General features: G+C 68.3%; 16 protein-coding genes. 12 read left to right on the top strand and 4 right to left on the bottom strand.

Translation table 11 applies throughout. The features are described from left to right. Positions 1-8: 8 nt before the first annotated feature. The 7 genes from oleD to KZ491_RS08945 all read left to right on the top strand — a co-directional run bounded on the left by oleD (position 9) and on the right by KZ491_RS08945 (position 6,865). Entirely contained in the window at positions 9-1,007 is a 999-nt protein-coding gene (gene oleD, locus KZ491_RS08975; RefSeq protein WP_222565455.1) for a 2-alkyl-3-oxoalkanoate reductase, read from the top strand. An 82-nt stretch (positions 1,008-1,089) separates the two neighbouring features. Then, positions 1,090-1,758, top strand: coding sequence for a ubiquinone biosynthesis accessory factor UbiJ (locus KZ491_RS08970; RefSeq protein ID WP_222565454.1), 669 nt, complete (start codon positions 1,090-1,092; stop codon positions 1,756-1,758). Then, the gene (ubiB, locus tag KZ491_RS08965; RefSeq protein WP_222565453.1) at positions 1,755-3,443 is read left to right on the top strand and encodes a ubiquinone biosynthesis regulatory protein kinase UbiB; all 1,689 of its coding nucleotides are present in this window, start codon (positions 1,755-1,757) and stop codon (positions 3,441-3,443) included. Before KZ491_RS08970 ends, ubiB begins: the two co-directional genes overlap by 4 nt. Continuing rightward, a complete protein-coding gene (locus tag KZ491_RS08960) occupies positions 3,386-4,180 on the top strand; it encodes a pseudouridine synthase (protein WP_425493113.1) in 795 nt (264 codons plus the stop codon). The genes ubiB and KZ491_RS08960 overlap by 58 nt, the downstream gene beginning before the upstream one ends. A gap of 9 nt (positions 4,181-4,189) precedes the next feature. Further along, positions 4,190-4,606: an alternative ribosome rescue aminoacyl-tRNA hydrolase ArfB gene (gene arfB, locus KZ491_RS08955; protein ID WP_222565452.1), complete on the top strand. Its 417-nt coding sequence runs from the start codon at positions 4,190-4,192 to the stop codon at positions 4,604-4,606. 57 nt (positions 4,607-4,663) lie between these two features. After that, positions 4,664-5,287, top strand: a complete 624-nt coding sequence (locus KZ491_RS08950; RefSeq protein ID WP_222565451.1) for a 1-acyl-sn-glycerol-3-phosphate acyltransferase — start codon at positions 4,664-4,666, stop codon at positions 5,285-5,287. 138 nt (positions 5,288-5,425) lie between these two features. After that, positions 5,426-6,865: a glycosyltransferase gene (locus tag KZ491_RS08945; protein WP_222565450.1), complete on the top strand. Its 1,440-nt coding sequence runs from the start codon at positions 5,426-5,428 to the stop codon at positions 6,863-6,865. Positions 6,866-6,875: 10 nt separating this feature from the next. Here KZ491_RS08945 and KZ491_RS08940 read toward each other — a convergent pair whose 3' ends face one another. Next, entirely contained in the window at positions 6,876-7,844 is a 969-nt protein-coding gene (locus KZ491_RS08940) for a LysR family transcriptional regulator (protein ID WP_222565449.1), read from the bottom strand. A gap of 146 nt (positions 7,845-7,990) precedes the next feature. On the opposite strand from KZ491_RS08940, the gene aceB reads away from it, so the two are divergent. The 3 genes from aceB (at position 7,991) to KZ491_RS08925 (ending at position 11,362) form a co-directional block, all read left to right on the top strand. Further along, positions 7,991-9,673, top strand: coding sequence for a malate synthase A (aceB, locus tag KZ491_RS08935; protein ID WP_222565448.1), 1,683 nt, complete (start codon positions 7,991-7,993; stop codon positions 9,671-9,673). 55 nt (positions 9,674-9,728) lie between these two features. Next, a complete protein-coding gene (gene aceA / locus KZ491_RS08930; RefSeq protein WP_222565447.1) occupies positions 9,729-11,024 on the top strand; it encodes an isocitrate lyase in 1,296 nt (431 codons plus the stop codon). Positions 11,025-11,152: 128 nt separating this feature from the next. After that, on the top strand, positions 11,153-11,362 hold the full coding sequence (locus KZ491_RS08925; protein ID WP_222565446.1) for a hypervirulence associated TUDOR domain-containing protein: 210 nt from the start codon (positions 11,153-11,155) through the stop codon (positions 11,360-11,362). Positions 11,363-11,387: 25 nt separating this feature from the next. Here KZ491_RS08925 and KZ491_RS08920 read toward each other — a convergent pair whose 3' ends face one another. Beyond that, positions 11,388-12,899, bottom strand: a complete 1,512-nt coding sequence (locus tag KZ491_RS08920; protein ID WP_222565445.1) for a YifB family Mg chelatase-like AAA ATPase — start codon at positions 12,897-12,899, stop codon at positions 11,388-11,390. 9 nt (positions 12,900-12,908) lie between these two features. Continuing rightward, positions 12,909-13,208 (bottom strand): ubiquinone biosynthesis accessory factor UbiK, encoded by a 300-nt coding sequence (ubiK, locus tag KZ491_RS08915; protein ID WP_222565444.1) that lies wholly within the window; start codon positions 13,206-13,208, stop codon positions 12,909-12,911. A gap of 176 nt (positions 13,209-13,384) precedes the next feature. Between ubiK and KZ491_RS08910 the strand changes: the two genes are divergently transcribed. After that, on the top strand, positions 13,385-13,723 hold the full coding sequence (locus KZ491_RS08910) for a P-II family nitrogen regulator (protein WP_222565443.1): 339 nt from the start codon (positions 13,385-13,387) through the stop codon (positions 13,721-13,723). After that, the gene (locus tag KZ491_RS08905) at positions 13,707-15,527 is read left to right on the top strand and encodes a DUF4153 domain-containing protein (protein ID WP_246606638.1); all 1,821 of its coding nucleotides are present in this window, start codon (positions 13,707-13,709) and stop codon (positions 15,525-15,527) included. Before KZ491_RS08910 ends, KZ491_RS08905 begins: the two co-directional genes overlap by 17 nt. Before the next feature lie 6 nt (positions 15,528-15,533). Here KZ491_RS08905 and speE read toward each other — a convergent pair whose 3' ends face one another. After that, positions 15,534-16,385 carry a polyamine aminopropyltransferase gene (speE, locus tag KZ491_RS08900; protein ID WP_222565442.1) on the bottom strand — a complete coding sequence of 284 codons (852 nt, stop codon included), beginning with the start codon at positions 16,383-16,385 and terminating at the stop codon, positions 15,534-15,536. Positions 16,386-16,550: the final 165 nt, after the last annotated feature.

Below are 16,550 nucleotides of genomic sequence, written 5' to 3'. Positions count from 1 at the left end.
ATGCGCGGATGAAAATCCTGGTAACCGGCGGTGGCGGCTTTCTCGGCCAGGCCCTGTGTCGCGGGCTGCGCGAGCGCGGCCACGAAGTGGTGAGTTTCAACCGGGGCGATTACCCGGCGCTGGCGGCGATGGGGGTGCGGCAGGTGCGGGGCGACCTCGCCCGGCGCGACGCGGTCATCGCCGCGGCACGAGGCTGTGAGGCGGTGTTCCACAACGCGGCCAAGGCCGGTGCGTGGGGGCCGTGGCAGGAGTACCACGACGCCAACGTGCTAGGCACCCGACACGTGCTGGACGCGTGTCGCAGCCACGGGATCACCCGGCTGGTGTACACCTCCACCCCCAGCGTGACCCACCGCGCAACCCATCCGGTGGAAGGCGGCAGTGCCGATGACGTGCCCTACGGCACCGGATTGAAGGCGCCGTACGCGAGCACCAAGCTGATCGCCGAACAGGAAGTGCTGGCCGCCAACGACGCCGCATTGGCCACCGTCGCGCTGCGACCGCGGCTGATCTGGGGCGTCGGCGACAACCAGTTGCTGCCGCGGCTGGTCGAGCGTGCCCACGCCGGGCGGCTGCGGCTGGTCGGCGATGGCGCAAATCTGGTCGACACCACCTATATCGACAACGCCGCCCAGGCCCACTTCGATGCGTTCGATCATCTGGCCGTCGGTGCCGCCTGCGCTGGCCGCGCCTACTTCATCAGCAATGGCGAACCCCGCACGATGCGCGAGACGATCAACGGCCTGCTCGCCGCGGTGGGTGCGCCGCTGGTGGAGAAAACCCTGCCGTTCCGCCTGGCCTACGCGGCGGGCGTGGTGTGCGAGGGGCTCTGGACGGCGCTGCCCCTGCGCGGCGAGCCGCCGATGACGCGGTTTCTGGCCGAGCAGCTGGTGACGACGCACTGGTACGACATGGGCCCTGCGCGGCGCGATTTCGGCTACCGGCCGGCGGTGGGCTTCGACGAGGGCCTGGCCCGGGTGCGTGCCGATTACGGGACGCGTGGCTAGCGCATCCAGCGCCTGCTGGAAGCAGCGTGGCCGTGGCGGGTGCCGACCCCGGACACAGGCCCAAGCCCAGTAGAATGCGCGGATGACCCAGTCCCGCTCATTTCCGCCGTCGCCGCTGGCGGCGCTCAAGCCCCTGGCCGGGCGCGCGCTGCAGACGGCCTTGAACCGCGCTCTCGCGCTGGATCCGCAAACCGCCGAAAGCCTCGCCGCACTCGATGGTCGGCGCGTTGCCCTGCACCTCTCCTCGCCGGCACTGGCCCTGCAGATCCGGGTGGCCGGCGGGCAGCTGCAAGTCGGCCCGGTGGATGCCGCCGATGCAAGCGACCTGTCGATCCGCAGCACCCTGTCGGGCCTGCTGGGGCAGTTGCCGTTCCTGCGCAACGACGACGCACCCCCGGTAGGTCGGCTGCGGATGGAGGGCGATGCGGATCTGGCGCGGCGGTTGCAGCGCTTGGCCGAGGGCTTCGACCCGGACTGGCAGCAGCCGTTCGCGCGGGTGTTTGGCGATGTGCTCGGCGTGCAGATTGCCAACGCCCTGGCGGCCGGGCTGAAGCAGGCCCGCGTGGTCGCCGGCGAGCTGGCGGGCAGCGCAGCGGAGTACGTCACCGAGGAATCCAGGGACGTCGTGCCGCGCGCCGAGCTGGACGCCTTCTACGATGACGTGGACGCGATGCGCGATGACGTGGAGCGGCTGGTTGCCCGCGTCGCCCGGCTTCGTACTGGCGCGGATGTGCCGGGTGCGGCGTCGTGAAAGCGGTCCTGCGCGCTTGGCGGATTGGCCGCGTACTGCTGCGCTACCGGCTGGACGAGTTGCTCGCCGGCACCTCGGCCGAGCGCTGGTTGAAGCTCGCGCGGCCGTTCGTGCCGCGCGCGTCGGCCGAAATCGTCGCCCAGCCGCGCGGCGTCCGTTTGCGTCTGGCCTTGCAGGAGCTCGGGCCGATCTTCGTCAAGTTCGGCCAGATCCTGTCCACCCGCCCGGATCTGGTGCCGGCTGACATCGCGGTCGAGTTGTCGACCCTGCAGGACAACGTCGCGCCGTTCGACGGCGAGGTGGCCCGGGCGATCGTGGAAGCCTCGCTGGGGCGGCCGGTCGACGTGGCCTTCGCCGACTTTGACATCACGCCGCTGGCGTCGGCATCGATCGCCCAGGTCCATGCAGCCACCCTGCCGGCGTCTGCCAGCAGCCCGGGGCGCGAGGTGGTGGTCAAGGTCCTGCGTCCGGGCATCGAGGACCAGGTCGCGGCCGACATCGGCCTGTTGAGCGCGCTGGCCGGCATTGTCGAGCGCACCCATCCGCGCGCGGAAAAGATCCGGCCGCGCGCGATCGTGGCCGAGATCGAAAGCACGCTGGCCGCCGAGCTCGACCTTGAGCGCGAAGGGGCAAATGCCAGCGTATTGCGGCGCTTCTGGACCCGGGCGGACGGTTCGCCCAGCGACGACCTGTACGTGCCGGAGGTGATCTGGAGTCACACCGCCGGCAACGCGCTGACCCTGGAGCGGGTGTACGGCATCCCCTCGGATGACATCGACGCCCTGGACGCCGCCGGGATCGATCGTCCGGCGCTGGCGGCCAAGGGCGTGCGGGTGTTCTACACCCAGGTGTTCCGCGACAATTTCTTCCATGCCGATGCGCACGCCGGCAACATCTGGGTCGACATCGACCCCGCCCGCAAGGCCAATCCGCGCTTCATCGCGCTGGATTTCGGGATCATGGGCCAGCTCTCCGACGACGACCAGTACTACCTGGCGGAGAACTTCATGGCGATCTTCAACCGCGATTACCGGCGTATCGCCGAGCTGCATCTGCGCGCAGGCTGGATGCCGGCCGACAGCCGTCTGGACGAGCTGGAGGCGGCCGTGCGCGGCGTCTGCGAGCCGTATTTCACCCGTCCACTGAGCGAGATTTCGCTCGCCGAGGTGCTGGTCAAGCTGTTCCGCACCGCCCAGCGCCACCAGCTGACCCTGCAGCCGCAATTGATCCTGCTGCAGAAGACGCTGCTCAATATCGAGGGCCTGGGGCGCCAGCTGGACCCACGCATCGACATCTGGGGCGTGGCCAAGCCGGTGCTGAAGAAGATCCTGGCCGCCCGCTACAGTCCCCGGCGCCTGCTGCGCGAATTCCGCCGCCACCTGCCCGAACTGGTAACCCACGCGCCGGAGATGCCACGCCTGCTGCACACCTGGCTGACCCAGCAGGTTCGCGGCGAACACGAGCTGCGGATGCGCTCGACGGATCTGGCCGAACTGGCCCGCACCGCGCGCGAAACGCAAAAGCGTACGGTCGCGGCGATCCTCGGCAGCGGCCTTCTAGTCGCGTCGGCGGTGCTGTACGGCTTTGACGCCGGGGGAGCCGGGCAGTGGTCGGTGCCGGTCGCCTCGTGGATCGCCGGAATCGCCGGGGTCGCCGCGATGCTTCTGGCGTGGCCGCGTCGTTGAGCGATCCGGCGGCCAGCGCGGCCATCGAAACGGACGTCCGCGACACCTCGCACGACGCGCTCGCCTTGCCGGTGCTGTACCGCGACGAGTGGCTGGCCGTCGTCAACAAGCCGGCCGGCCTGATGGTCCACGACAGCGCGCTGGCGCGCGGCGAGACCGATTTTGCCGCCGACCGGCTGCGCGAGCAGTTCGGTCGCAAGGTGTTCCTGGTCCACCGACTGGACCGTGCCACCAGCGGCTGCCTGCTGCTGGCCTTTGACCGTGACACCGCCTCGACGCTCGGCAAGGCGGTCATGGCCGGCGAGCTGCAAAAGGACTATCGGGCGATCTGTCGCGGCTGGCCGGAGGCGGATTTCGATGTTGATCATCCGCTTGACGGCGGCCCGGGCAAGCCGGTGAAGAAGCCGGCGCAAACCCGGTTCCAGCTCCTGGCGCGCGCGGAATGCGACTGGCCTTCGGCCGGCTTCGCCAGCTCGCGCTACGCACTGGTGCAGGCGCAGCCGCTGACCGGGCGGTTCCGCCAGATCCGCCGCCACCTCAAGCACGTGTCCCACCACCTGATCGGCGATACCAGCCACGGCGACGGTCGCCACAACCGCGCTTTCCGCATGGTCGGCATCCACCGGATGCTGTTGCACGCGCACCGACTGGCGTTCGCCCACCCGGCGAGCGGGGAAGTGCTGGAAACCGTTGCGCCGCCCGATGCGCAGTTCGCCAAGGCACTGGCGTACTTCTAGACTCCGGGCATGGTCCGGATCGGCAACATCGTCATTCCCGAGTCTGAGCTGGTCGAGCGCTTCGTGCGTTCGGCGGGTCCGGGCGGGCAAAACGTCAACAAGGTATCGACGGCGGTGGAGCTGCGATTCGACATCGCCCAGTCGCCGTCGCTGCCCGAGCCGGTGCGCGCCCGCCTGCTGGCCCGACGCGATCGCCGCATCACCGCTGACGGCGTGCTGGTCATCAACGCTCAGACCCTGCGCACCCAGGAACGCAACCGCGAGGATGCTCGCGAGCGGCTTGTGGATTTCATCGGCCAGAGCCTGCACGCGCCCAAGAAGCGCATCCCCACCCGTCCGACGCGCGGATCCGAGGAGCGCCGCCTGGCCGGCAAGCGAGAACGCGGCACCATCAAGCAGGGGCGTTCGCGGACCGACTGGGACTGATCGCGGCGGTGCGCCGTGCCATCATTCCGGGTAGCTGCTGCGGGGGATGTGTGCTCGATGAAGGCGGGAAACGACCCGGAAGTACCGGCGGGCAGCGTGCCGAAGCTGCCGCCCAATGCACCGCGCGTGCGGCCCAGCCGTTTCGGCCAATGGTGCGGCCGCACCGTGCTGCGGCTGGGTGGCTGGCGGATGACCGGCGAGTTCCCCGACCTGCCGCGGGTGGTGCTGATCGGTGCGCCGCACTCGTCCAACTGGGACGGGGTCTGGGGGTTCGCGGCCAAGCTGGCCCTGGGCCTGGACATTCGCATCCTGGGTAAGGACTCGTTGTTCCGCGTGCCCGGGCTGGGATGGTTGTTGCGCAAGCTTGGTGTGATCCCGGTGAACCGCGCCGCCGCGCACGGCGTGGTGGAGCAGGCGGCCGCGATGTTGCGGGACTCCGAGCAGCTCTGGTTCGGACTCGCCCCGGAAGGCACCCGCAAGCCGGTCGAGCGCTGGAAGAGCGGCTTCTGGAAGATCGCGGATGCCGCCGGTGTGCCGGTGCTGCCGGTGTACTTCCACTACCCGCAACGGCGGCTGGTGGTGGCAGCACCGTTCCACACCGGGAGTGACATGGAGGCCGACATGATTCGCCTACGCAACTGGTACCGATCGGTGTCCAAGGGAAAACTGCACGACGCCTGAATAGTTGGCATGGTTATTGCGAACGTGGTCACAGTATCGGTCGCCCAGCGCGGCCTGCGCCGACGCCGGAGCACTGACCCCCGCCATGAGATTTTGTCGCACCACGCATCCGGGCCGGCACGCCCGCCGGAGCTGAGCATGTCGCGCGCGCCGTGGTTCGCTGCCGGGCCGGGTGCGTGGTGGGCGATTCTTGGCCATCTGCGGCCGCCTGATTCCACCGTGCCGACACCGGCCGAAGACTGGCGCCACGCGGTGGTCGACGTCGTCATCCCGGTATGCCGCCATCACGACACCATCGTCCACTGCCTGGCGTCGTTGCTGGTCCAGACGCGCCTGCCGCGGCGGGTATTGCTGGTCGATGATGGCGGCATCGAGCGCGACCACAGCCTGCAGCTTGCGCGCGAGTTCGCCCGCGCCAACGGGATACGGCTTGAAACCATCGCCCGGGGTTGGTCGATTGGCCGTGTGGTCACCTTGAAGCGCCAGTCGCGCGAGTTCGAGGGTGACGTGCTGCTGGTGCTGGACGCGCATACGGTGCTGGAGTCGCCGGACTACATCGAGCGCTGCGTCCGCGAGTTGTACCAGGGCGTGGGCATCGCCAGCGCAAGCGGACGGATGCTGCCTTTGCAGCAGGCCGCCCGCGAGCTCGTGGAAACCTCCGACCCGTTCCGCAGGTGGCAGGGTGAGGACCACTACGCGGATCGTCTGCGAGCGGAAAATCGCTGGCAGGCCGCGCTGCAGCGGATGTCACGCGGCTATCACGCGCACCTGGCGGTGCTGCAGCAGGACTTCCTCGACGCCGGGGTGTCGCGCGCGGACGGGGGCGTGCCGATTGGCAGCGGCGGCGCGGTGGCGTACCGGCGCCGCTACCTGCGCGACCTGTTCCACCGCTACGAGCCGATCCGCGGTGATGACTTCACCGGCCTGGAAGACCACTTCATCGCACTGGCCCTGATGAATGCGGGCTACCGCAATATCCGGGTCCCCGACGTGGTTGCCCGCACGCCGGTGCCGCCGCTGCTGCGCCTGCCGGAACGCTCGCGGCGCTGGACCGGGGCGTTCCTCCAGCTCCACCACTATTTCGACGTGCTGCTGCGCAGCCCGCTGCGCCGACTGCGACTACGCCGTCGGGCTCAGCGCGACGACGCTGCGCAATCGCGGCCGGGCAGGGGAGAGCGGCGCGTCCAGGAGCCGTACCGGCAGGGTTTCGGTGAGCGCATCACCCGCGAACGCGGGCGGCCGCTGGGAACGCCACTGGCGCTGATCGCGCTGGAGCGCATTGGCTATCCGGTGCTGTTGTGGGTCTTGATGCTGGCGGGGCAGTGGACGGCATTGGCGCTGGTGGTCGCACTGGAGACACTCGCGACCTGCGTCATCGCGAGCCGCTTCGCCTCCGGCCCACGCTTTGCTGCGGCGCTGCAGGCGCTGGCGTGGACGCCGGTCCGCTACGTGCTGATCGTGCAGGAACCGCTGGCGCTGGGCTGGTTCGCGATCCGCCTGTGGTGGAAGCGGGATCTGGAGTGGTATGTGCGGCGCGACGCGACCGGGCGTCGCCGGCCGCGCGCGATCCGCCATTGACCGTCGATGGTTACCGTTCCGACGGGCCGCTGTCGTCGCGGTCGCGCCGGGTAAACAGGTCCGGCTTGATCAGCTCGGTGAATGCGCGCGCCTGTGGACTCAGGTACTTGCCGCGCCGCACGACCACGCCGTAGCTGCGGTAGGGGAACCATTCGGCAAGCGAACGCGCTGCGAGCCGGGCGTCATCGGCTTCAGTCAGGCAGATCGCGGTGACGATGCTGATCCCCAGCCCCATCGCCACGTACTGCTTGATCACCTCCCAGCCGCCGACCTCCAGGGCGACCGTGTAGGGCACCTGATGGCGCTGGAACACCAGATCGACCATGCGATAGGTGGTCAAGCGCTGTGGCGGGAGGATGAGCCCGTACGGTGACAGGTCGGCCAGGTCGAATTTGGCCCGGGTTGCCAGCGGATGATCCAGCGGGGTGATCAGCATCGGCTCGAAACGCATGACCGGCGCGTAATCCAGGTCGCCAGGGACGTCGAGCATCGAGCCCACGGCGAGGTCGACCTCGTCGGCGCGCAGCAGCTCCAGGCCGCCCGCGCCGGTCACGTTGTGCAGGTTCAGCCGCACATCCGGATGGGCGGCGCGGAAGGCGGCGACGATTGCCGGCAACAGGTACAGGATGGTCGAACTGCCGGCCGCGACGTTGAGCTCGCCGCCATCCATTCCGCGCAGCTGCTTGCGGAATGCGACCGGCAGCTCGTCGATGCCCTCCACCAGCGGTCGTGCCAAGTCGTACAGCGCCTCGCCCTGGCGGGTCATCACCAGGCGCCGGCCGCTGCGCTCCAGCAGCCGTTCGCCCAGGTCGCGTTCCAGCGCCTGCAACTGCAGACTCACCGCCGGTTGGCTCAGGTAGAGGGCCTCTGCTGCACGGGAGACCGACCCCAGCCGCACCGTCTGGCAGAACGCGCGTAGCGGCTTGAGTCGATCACCCTTGTAGGAAAAGCGCGGTGCGGCGGGTGGTTCGATGCTCATGGGGCTCCAAGCGCGGGCGGGACGCGTTCCCGCCGCGGCCTTCGTCATTTCTATAAGTATAACTTATACATCGTATTGATATATCTGCATTGTAAATAAGTTCATTGCCAACGCATGGTCGAGTGCCCCACCACTGGAGCAACGGCATGTCGGCAGTAATGAAGCGTGAGACGGAACCCGCCACCCAAGGGTTCAGCGTCAGCGCCGTCGCGGACGATCAGGCGCAACTGCTGAGCGCTTCGGCCAGGGAGTTCCTGACCGGACTGCATCGGCGTTTTGATGCGCGTCGCCTGGGATGCCTGGCCGCACGGGTTATCCGGCAGGCGGGGGTGGACAACGGCCGGCTGCCGGACTTCCGCGAGGACACCCGCAGCATCCGCGAGAGCGACTGGAAGGTCGCCCCGCTGCCAGCCGCGCTGCGCGACCGCCGGGTCGAAATCACCGGCCCGGTGGACGCGAAGATGGTCATCAACGCGCTGAACTCGGGTGCCAACTGTTTCATGGCCGATTTCGAGGACAGCACGTCGCCGACCTGGAAGAACCTGATCGCAGGCCAGCAGTCCATGCGCGGTGCGGTCGACGGAACGCTGGAGTTCCACGCCGCGGCGCGCGCCGACGGCACCCCCGGCAAGCACTACGCCCTGAAGCCCACCGACGAGCAGGCGGTGCTGCTGGTGCGGCCACGTGGCTGGCATCTGGACGAGAAGCACGTGCAGGTCGATGGCCAGCCCATGTCCGCTAGCCTGTTCGATCTGGGGCTGTTCGCCTTCCACAACGCCGCCGCGCTGGCTGCGCGCGATCGCGGCCCTTATTTCTACCTGCCCAAGCTGGAATCGATGGAGGAGGCGGCGCTTTGGAACGACGTGCTCGATCACGTCGAGCGCGCGCTCGGCGTGGCCGAAGGGCAGATCAAGGTTACCGTGCTGATCGAGACCCTGCCGGCCGTGTTCCAGATGGACGAGATCCTGCACGCGCTCAAGACCCGCATTGCCGGTCTGAACTGCGGGCGCTGGGATTACATCTTCAGCTACATCAAGACCTTCCGCGCGCACCCCGGCCGAGTGCTGCCCGAACGTGGCCAGGTCGGCATGGACCAACCTTTCCTGCGCGCCTATTCCGAGTTGCTGATCCACACCTGCCACCGCCGCGGTGCCCACGCCATGGGTGGCATGGCCGCACAGATCCCGATCAGCAACGACCCGGCGGCCAACGACCGGGCGATGGCCAAGGTGCGCGCCGACAAGCTGCGCGAGGTCACCGCCGGCCACGACGGTACCTGGGTAGCCCACCCGGCGCTGATCCCGATCGCCCGCGATATTTTCGACGAGCGCATGCCCGGCGCCCACCAGCACCACGTGCTGCGTGAGGACGTGCAGGCCTTCACCGAGCGCCAGTTGCGCGACCAACTGCTGACGCCGCCGCTGGGCACGATCACCCGCGCCGGCTTCGACGGCAATGTCGAGGTCTGCGTTCGCTACCTGGCCGCCTGGCTGGATGGCAACGGCTGCGTGCCGATCCACTGGCTGATGGAGGACGCGGCCACCGCCGAGATCGCCCGCACCCAGCTGTGGCAGTGGCTGCACTGCCAGGAGCAGGCGATCGCCGCAGGTGATCCCCAGGCCGAGCCGCCGCAGCTGGACGACGGCACCCCGATCGACTTCACCCTGCTGGAGCGCGCCTTCATCGGCCTGCCGGCGCGCTTGGGCGATCGCCGCGAGCTCATCGGGGGCAGCCGGATCGAGGAGGCCATCGGCATGCTCGACCGCCTCTGCCACGCCGACACGCTGGAGGATTTCCTCACCATTCCCGCCTACCGCCGTCTCGACTGACGCCCACTGTTTTCTCCCGCTCCGCCCTAAACGTCACCCCACACAGGACACCGCCATGAGCACTCAACCCACCGCTGATCAGATCCGTGACGACTGGAACACCAACCCCCGCTGGAAGGGCATCACCCGTCCCTACTCGGCCGAGGAGGTTGTGCGGCTCCGCGGCACTGTTGCCGTCGAACACAGCCTGGCCAGGCTGGGTGCCGACAAGCTGTGGCAGTCGCTGCAGCGCGAGGACTTCGTCAATGCGCTGGGCGCACTGACCGGCAACCAGGCCATGCAGCAGGTCAAGGCCGGGTTGAAGGCGATCTACCTCTCCGGCTGGCAGGTCGCCGCGGACGCCAACCTGGGTGGCCAGATGTACCCCGACCAGTCGCTGTACCCGGCCGACTCGGTGCCGGCCGTGGTCAAGCGCATCAACAACACGCTGCTGCGCGCCGACCAGATCCAGTGCGCCGAAGGCAGCGGCGATATCGACTTTCTGCAGCCGATCGTCGCCGATGCGGAGGCCGGTTTCGGCGGCGTTCTGAACGCCTTTGAGCTGATGAAGGGCATGATTGAATCCGGCGCCGCCGGTGTGCACTTCGAGGACCAGTTGGCCAGCGCGAAGAAGTGCGGCCACATGGGCGGCAAGGTGCTGGTGCCGACCCGCGAGGCGATCGAGAAGCTGGTCGCCGCACGCCTGGCGGCCGACGTGATGGGCGTGCCGACGCTGATCGTTGCGCGCACCGACGCCGAGGCCGCCGACCTGCTGACGTCCGACATCGACCCGACCGACGCGGCGTTCGTGACCGGCGAGCGCACGGTCGAGGGCTTCTACAAGACCCGCAAGGGACTCGATCAGGCGATCAGCCGCGGTCTCGCCTACGCTCCCTACGCCGACCTGGTGTGGTGCGAGACCGGCAAGCCGGACCTGGAGTTTGCGCGCAAGTTCGCCGAGGCGATCCACGCCAAGTTCCCCGGCAAGCTGCTGGCCTACAACTGCTCGCCCAGCTTCAACTGGAAGGCCAATCTGGACGACGCGACCATCGCCCGCTTCCAGATCGACCTGGCCAAGATGGGCTACAAGTTCCAGTTCATCACCCTGGCCGGCTTCCACGCACTGAACTACGGCATGTTCAACCTGGCCCGCGGCTACGCGCAGCGCCAGATGAGTGCGTTCGTGGAGCTGCAGCAGGCCGAGTTCGCCGCCGCCAGCGAAGGCTTCACCGCGGTCAAGCACCAGCGCGAGGTTGGCACCGGCTACTTCGATGCGGTCACCCAGGTGATCCAGAGCGGACAGTCATCGACCACCGCGCTGACCGGGTCCACCGAGGAAGAGCAGTTCCAGTCCGAGCCCGCTCTGGCCTGACCCTGACGCGGTCATGATCCGCACGCGAGGATGCTGCCCAGGGAAGGGGCGGCATTTTCCTTGCGCGCACCGGAGTATCCGCTACGGCGTTTCCCGCCCCTGTTCAAGCCAGAGGAGAGGAGGGTGTCATGGCGGAATTCAAGGTTGGCGATCACGTGCGTTGGAACTCGGAGGCCGGCAACGTCAGCGGCAGGATCATCAAGGTCCACAAGCGCGATTTCGACTACAAGGGGCACACCCACCGGGCCAGCGCGGAGGAGCCGCAGTACGAGATCAAGAGCGACAAGACCGAGCACATCGCCGCCCACAAGGGCAGTGCGCTGGAGAAGATCACGTAAGTAGGTGGTTGCAACGGCGTCCGGTTTACGCCGTCACCGGCATCCCGCGGTCGACCCTGCGGTAGCCAATTGCCTCGCTCAGGTGCGTGGTCTCGATCTGCGGACTGCCGGCGAGGTCCGCGATCGTCCGCGCGACCCGCATGATCCGGTGCATCGATCGCGCCGACAGGTGCAGCGTGTCGATTGCACGCTCCAGAAGGGCAAAATCCGCCTCCGCCAGACGGCATGTCGCACCGGTCTCGGGCTGGTTGAGGTGGGCGTTGGCCTTGCCGGCGCGCTCGAGTTGCAGCTTGCGCGCGGCGACCACGCGCTCGCGCACGGTATCGCTGCCCTCGGCAGGCGCGGCATCGGGACGCAGCTCGGATGGCGGCAGGCGCGGCACCTCGACGTGCAGGTCGATCCGGTCCATCAGCGGCCCCGAGACGCGCGCACGGTAGTTCAGGATCATGTCCGGGCTGCAGCGGCAGCGCCCGCTGGGATCGCCCGCCCAGCCGCAGGGACAGGGGTTCATCGCCGCAACGAGCTGGAAGCGCGCGGGAAACTCGACACTGCGGGCGGCACGCGCGATGGTGACGTTGCCCGACTCCAGCGGCTCGCGCAGCACCTCCAGCGTGCGCCGGCTCCATTCGGGCAACTCGTCGAGGAAAAGTACGCCGTTGTGGGCCATGGATATCTCGCCCGGGCGGGGCTCGGTACCGCCGCCGACCAGGGCGACCGCACTCGCGGTGTGGTGCGGCGCGCGAAACGGCCGCTCGCGCCACTGCGAGGCATCCACCCCGCGCCCGCCCAGCGAGGCGACGGCCGCCGAATCCAGCGCCTCGGCGTCACTGGCAGCCGGCAACAGCCCGGGCAACCGCGAGGCGAGCAAAGTCTTGCCGCACCCTGGCGGACCTACAAGCAGCAGATGATGCCCACCCGCCGCCGCGACCTCGAGCGCCCGCCTCGCGTGCGCCTGACCGCGCACGTCGGCCAGGTCCGGGCCGGCGCTCCGGGCGAGCGCAGGGGCTTCGGCCCGCGGCAGCGACTTGTGCCCGGACAGCATCGCGCACACCTCCAGCAAGGTGCGCGCGGTCCGGGTTTCCACCTGGCTGACCAGGGCGGCCTCCGCCCCGTTGGCGGGTGGCACCACCAGTTTGCGACCGGCCTGTGCGGCCGCCAGCGCCGCGGGCAGTACTGCATCGACCGCGCGCAGCTCGCCGGTCAGGCCCAGCTCACCCAGAAACTCGTACTCGCCCAGCGCTTCCAGCGGAATCTGCCCACTGGCGGCGAGGATTCCCAGCGCGATCGGCAGGTCGAAGCGGCCGCCGCCCTTTGGCAGGTCCGCCGGGGCAAGGTTGACGGTTATCCGCCGAGACGGAAATTCGAACTGGGCGCACTGGATCGCGGCGCGTACGCGTTCACGTGATTCGCGCACCGCGGTTTCCGGCAATCCGACGATCGACATCGACGGCAGGCCACCGCCCAGATGCACTTCCACCCGGACTGAAGCGGCACGAATACCCGACCGCGCACGGCTGTGCACGAGTGCCAGGTTCATGGGGGCGGATCAGTGGCGCGGCGGTGCGGAGGGATCGGCGGTCGCCGCGCCGCTGCTCACGCGCGGGCCCAGCTGCGCTTCCAGCTCGGCGACGGTACGTTGCAACTGGTCGAGTTTTTCCCGGGTGTGCAGCAGGACGGCGCGTTGCACGTCGAACTCCTCGCGGGTCACCAGGTCCAGCCGCGACAGACCGGATTGGAGGACGGACTTGAAGTTCTGCTGCAGCTCCTCGCGACCCTCGCGCAGGCTGGGCGGTACCAGGCCGCTGAGGCGGCGTGCAAGTTCATCGATGTGGTTGAGATCAATCATGTTGGCTCCTCCGGCAATGGTTCAACAGTGGTACGCGCGAAGTCACACCACAATCGGCCGGGCCCGCGATCGACTGTCGGAATAGTCTGACAAGCCTGGCGTCCAGTTTAGCGCAGCGGCTGCCAGGCTTCGCGCTATCCTCGTTGCAACGATGCCCTGCAACCCCGGAGTTCCCGATGAAAATGGTCATGGCGGTGATCAAGCCGTTCAAGCTCGATGACGTGCGCGAGGCGCTTGCCGAGGCCGGCGCGGCCGGCATCACTGCCACCGAGGTGAAGGGTTTCGGCCGCCAGAAAGGCCACACGGAGCTGTATCGCGGCGCCGAGTACGTGGTGGATTTTCTGCCCAAGATCAAGCTCGAAGTCGCCATCACCGACGACCAGGTCGACACCGTGGTCGAGGCGATCATGAAAACCGCCGGGACCGGCAAGATCGGCGATGGCAAGATTTTCGTCTGGGATCTGGACCGGGTGGTACGCATCCGCACCGGCGAGCTGGATGGCGACGCGCTTTGAGCGTGCGGACAGCGCGATGACGCCCGCTGAGGAACCGTTGCCGCGCCAGGTGCAGGGTTTCATCGTCCTGCTGGCGCTGCTGCAGGCGCTGGCGCTGTGGGTGGTCTGGGTCGGGGTGGACAGCGACTGGCCGCTGCTCGGCGATCTGGGCACCCGTGTGTGCTGGTACACGCTGGTGCTGGCGGTGCCCACAGCAATGGCCTTGTCGGTCCAGCGTCTGGACGACGCGCGCTTCTGGCAAAACGCTACATTGGTTGGGTTGGTGTTCCTCGCGCTGGGTGCCTGGGCCGCGAGGGCAGCCACCGGCGCGCCGGGGCTGGAGGCCTCGGCGGTGCTGACGCCGTTCGCGATCAGCATGGCGGCGGCCCTGTTTGTGGCTGGCCCATTCCTGCAATGCCGGCAGGCGCACGGCCGCTGGAGCGCACCCTACCCGGAGCTGTTCGCCCACGCCTGGCAAAATCTGCTGACCGTGTTGGTCGCCGGCGTCTTCACCGGAATCTGCTGGGCGGTACTGGGCCTGTGGGCCGGGCTGTTCAAGCTGATCGGCGTGGAATTTTTCGCCGATCTATTCACCGACACCGCGTTCGCGTATCTGGCCACCGGGCTGTTCGGCGGTCTGGGCGTGCTGGTCGGACGCAGCCAGGCGCGCCCCGTGCAGGTGATGCGACGGTTGCTGATCGCGATTTTCACCGGCCTGTTCCCGCTGCTGGCGGCCATCGCCGTGCTGTTCGTGGTGACCCTGCCGTTCACCGGCTTGGCCCCGCTGTGGGGCACCGCGTCGGCGGCCACGGTGTTGATGTCGTTGCTCGTGGCCATGGTGGTGTTCGCCAACGCGGTGTACCAGGACGGTGACGAGCCAGCGCCGTACCCGCGCCTGCTGCGTCTGGTGGCGGCCGCGGGGCTGGTCGTGCTGCCGGTGTTTGCGGTGTTGGCGCTGATGGCCCTGGGCCTGCGTGTCGGCCAGTACGGCTGGAGCGTGGAGAGGATCTGGGCGGGGATCGCCGCGGCGATACTCACCCTGCACGCCTTTGGTTACGCTTGGGCAGCGCTGGATCGGCGCGGTCGCTGGCTGGCACGCGTCGAGTCTGTGAACGTGACTGCCGCGCTGGCCGGCCTGCTGCTGGTGCTGCTGGCCAACTCGCCGGTGCTGGATCCGCAACGTATCTCCGCCACCAGCCAGGCCCAGCGTTTGCTGGACGGGCGTACCAGCGCGGAGGACTTCGATACCGTCTACCTGCGCTTCCGCTCCGGCCGCGCGGGCTACGCGGCGCTGCAGGAATTGGCGCAGGCACCGCAGGTAACGGCCAATCCAGACCTGGCAGGGCGCATCGAGCGCGCGCTGCTGCAGACCACCCGCTATCCGTCCTGGGGAGGGCACCGCCGGGCCGGCGACGATGTCGCTGCCAGCGCTGCGCTGCTGCCCGGTTCAGTGCCGGTGATCGGACCCGAACCGGGGGCCGGATGGTGGGACGCCATGGCGGCCGGCGATCTGGATTCGGCCGGTTGTGGCCAACCGGGCAGTGAGTGCGTCGCGATCGTGCGCGACCTTGATGGTGACGGCGTGAGCGATGTGTTGCTGTGCCACCTGGGTGTGGACCACACGGTCCACTGCCGCGTGCATGCCTTCGACAATGCCGTCTGGCGCGACGTCGCGCCGCTGGTGCTGTTCGACGATGGCACGCGCACCTTGCCCGATGCATTGCGGCGCGGCGAACTCAAGCTGATACCGCGGCGGTGGCCGGACCTGGAGGTTGCCGGCCAGCGCAGCGGGATCGAGGATCCGTCGGCCGAGCCGACGGACTGAGGCGGTCTACCCGCCCAGCGCTTCGGCCACGAACGGCGGCAACGTCGCCGCGCCGCGATGGATGTCGGCGCTGTAGTACTTGCTGGCGAAGGTCTTGGCCCGGGCATCGGCCTCACGGAAATCGAAGCCCTGGCCCTTGCGTGCCAGGGTGCAGCTCCACCAGCCAGTGGGGTAGCACGGCTGCGGGAAGGGCAGGGTCTGGAACGACGTGAAGCCGGCCTTGCCCATCTCAGCACGCATAGCCTTGATCAGATCGAGCAGCACCAGCGGTGATTCGGATTGCTGGACCAGGATGCCGTCGTCCTTGAGCGCGCGGAAGCAGGACTCAAAGAAGGACTTGTTGAACAGGCCCTCGGCTGGACCCACCGGGTCGGTGGAGTCGACGATCACCACATCGACGCTGCCGGGCTCGCAGTTCTTCATGTAGGCGATGCCGTCGTCGAACAGCAGCTGGGCGCGAGGATCGGCGTTGGAATCGCACAGTTCGGGGAAATACTTCTCCGACATCCGGGTGACCTGCTCGTCGATATCGCACTGCACCGCGCGCTCCACGCCGGGGTGCTTGAGCACCTCGCGCAGGGTGCCGCAGTCGCCGCCCCCGATGATCACCACACGCTTGGGGTTGGCGTGGGTGAACAGCGCCGGATGCGACATCATCTCGTGGTAGAGGAAGTTATCGCGGGTGGTCAGCATCACCGCCCCGTCGATCAGCATCAGGTTGCCCCAGTCGGTGGTCTCGTAGATCTCGATCTTCTGGAACGGCGACTGCACCTCGTCCAGCTTGCGGGTGATGCGAAAGCCGATCGCCGAGCCGGCGGGTTCGAAATTCTCGTAGTGCCAGGAAGTTTTGGGGGTCATGGGTCTGTCCAGCGTGGGGGCCAACGCGCGCGGCGATGGCGGGATCGGAGGCGGCCCGGTCGGGCGTCGCAGGCTGCAAAGTGTAACCAAGCCCGGTCATGGTGCCGCGAACACTGCACGCATTGCGGGGCTGCTGCCTGTGCCCTCGATCATCGCAACGCCGCA

This window comes from Novilysobacter antarcticus, assembly GCF_019802285.1.
GTDB classification, from domain to species: Bacteria; Pseudomonadota; Gammaproteobacteria; order Xanthomonadales; family Xanthomonadaceae; genus Novilysobacter; species Novilysobacter antarcticus.
Note: the sequence above shows the minus strand (reverse complement) of the source record. Positions and strands in the feature narration are given on the sequence as shown.

Bases quoted from the DNA above. Each gene is read 5' to 3' on its own strand.
- oleD (WP_222565455.1), top strand. From the start codon at position 9: ATGAAAATCCTGGTAACCGGCGGTGGCGGCTTTCTCGGCCAGGCCCTG.
- KZ491_RS08970 (WP_222565454.1), top strand. From the start codon at position 1,090: ATGACCCAGTCCCGCTCATTTCCGCCGTCGCCGCTGGCGGCGCTCAAG.
- arfB (WP_222565452.1), top strand. From the start codon at position 4,190: ATGGTCCGGATCGGCAACATCGTCATTCCCGAGTCTGAGCTGGTCGAG.
- KZ491_RS08950 (WP_222565451.1), top strand. From the start codon at position 4,664: ATGAAGGCGGGAAACGACCCGGAAGTACCGGCGGGCAGCGTGCCGAAG.
- KZ491_RS08945 (WP_222565450.1), top strand. From the start codon at position 5,426: ATGTCGCGCGCGCCGTGGTTCGCTGCCGGGCCGGGTGCGTGGTGGGCG.
- KZ491_RS08940 (WP_222565449.1), bottom strand. From the start codon at position 7,844: ATGAGCATCGAACCACCCGCCGCACCGCGCTTTTCCTACAAGGGTGAT.
- aceB (WP_222565448.1), top strand. From the start codon at position 7,991: ATGTCGGCAGTAATGAAGCGTGAGACGGAACCCGCCACCCAAGGGTTC.
- aceA (WP_222565447.1), top strand. From the start codon at position 9,729: ATGAGCACTCAACCCACCGCTGATCAGATCCGTGACGACTGGAACACC.
- KZ491_RS08925 (WP_222565446.1), top strand. From the start codon at position 11,153: ATGGCGGAATTCAAGGTTGGCGATCACGTGCGTTGGAACTCGGAGGCC.
- KZ491_RS08920 (WP_222565445.1), bottom strand. From the start codon at position 12,899: ATGAACCTGGCACTCGTGCACAGCCGTGCGCGGTCGGGTATTCGTGCC.
- ubiK (WP_222565444.1), bottom strand. From the start codon at position 13,208: ATGATTGATCTCAACCACATCGATGAACTTGCACGCCGCCTCAGCGGC.
- KZ491_RS08910 (WP_222565443.1), top strand. From the start codon at position 13,385: ATGAAAATGGTCATGGCGGTGATCAAGCCGTTCAAGCTCGATGACGTG.
- KZ491_RS08905 (WP_246606638.1), top strand. From the start codon at position 13,707: ATGGCGACGCGCTTTGAGCGTGCGGACAGCGCGATGACGCCCGCTGAG.
- speE (WP_222565442.1), bottom strand. From the start codon at position 16,385: ATGACCCCCAAAACTTCCTGGCACTACGAGAATTTCGAACCCGCCGGC.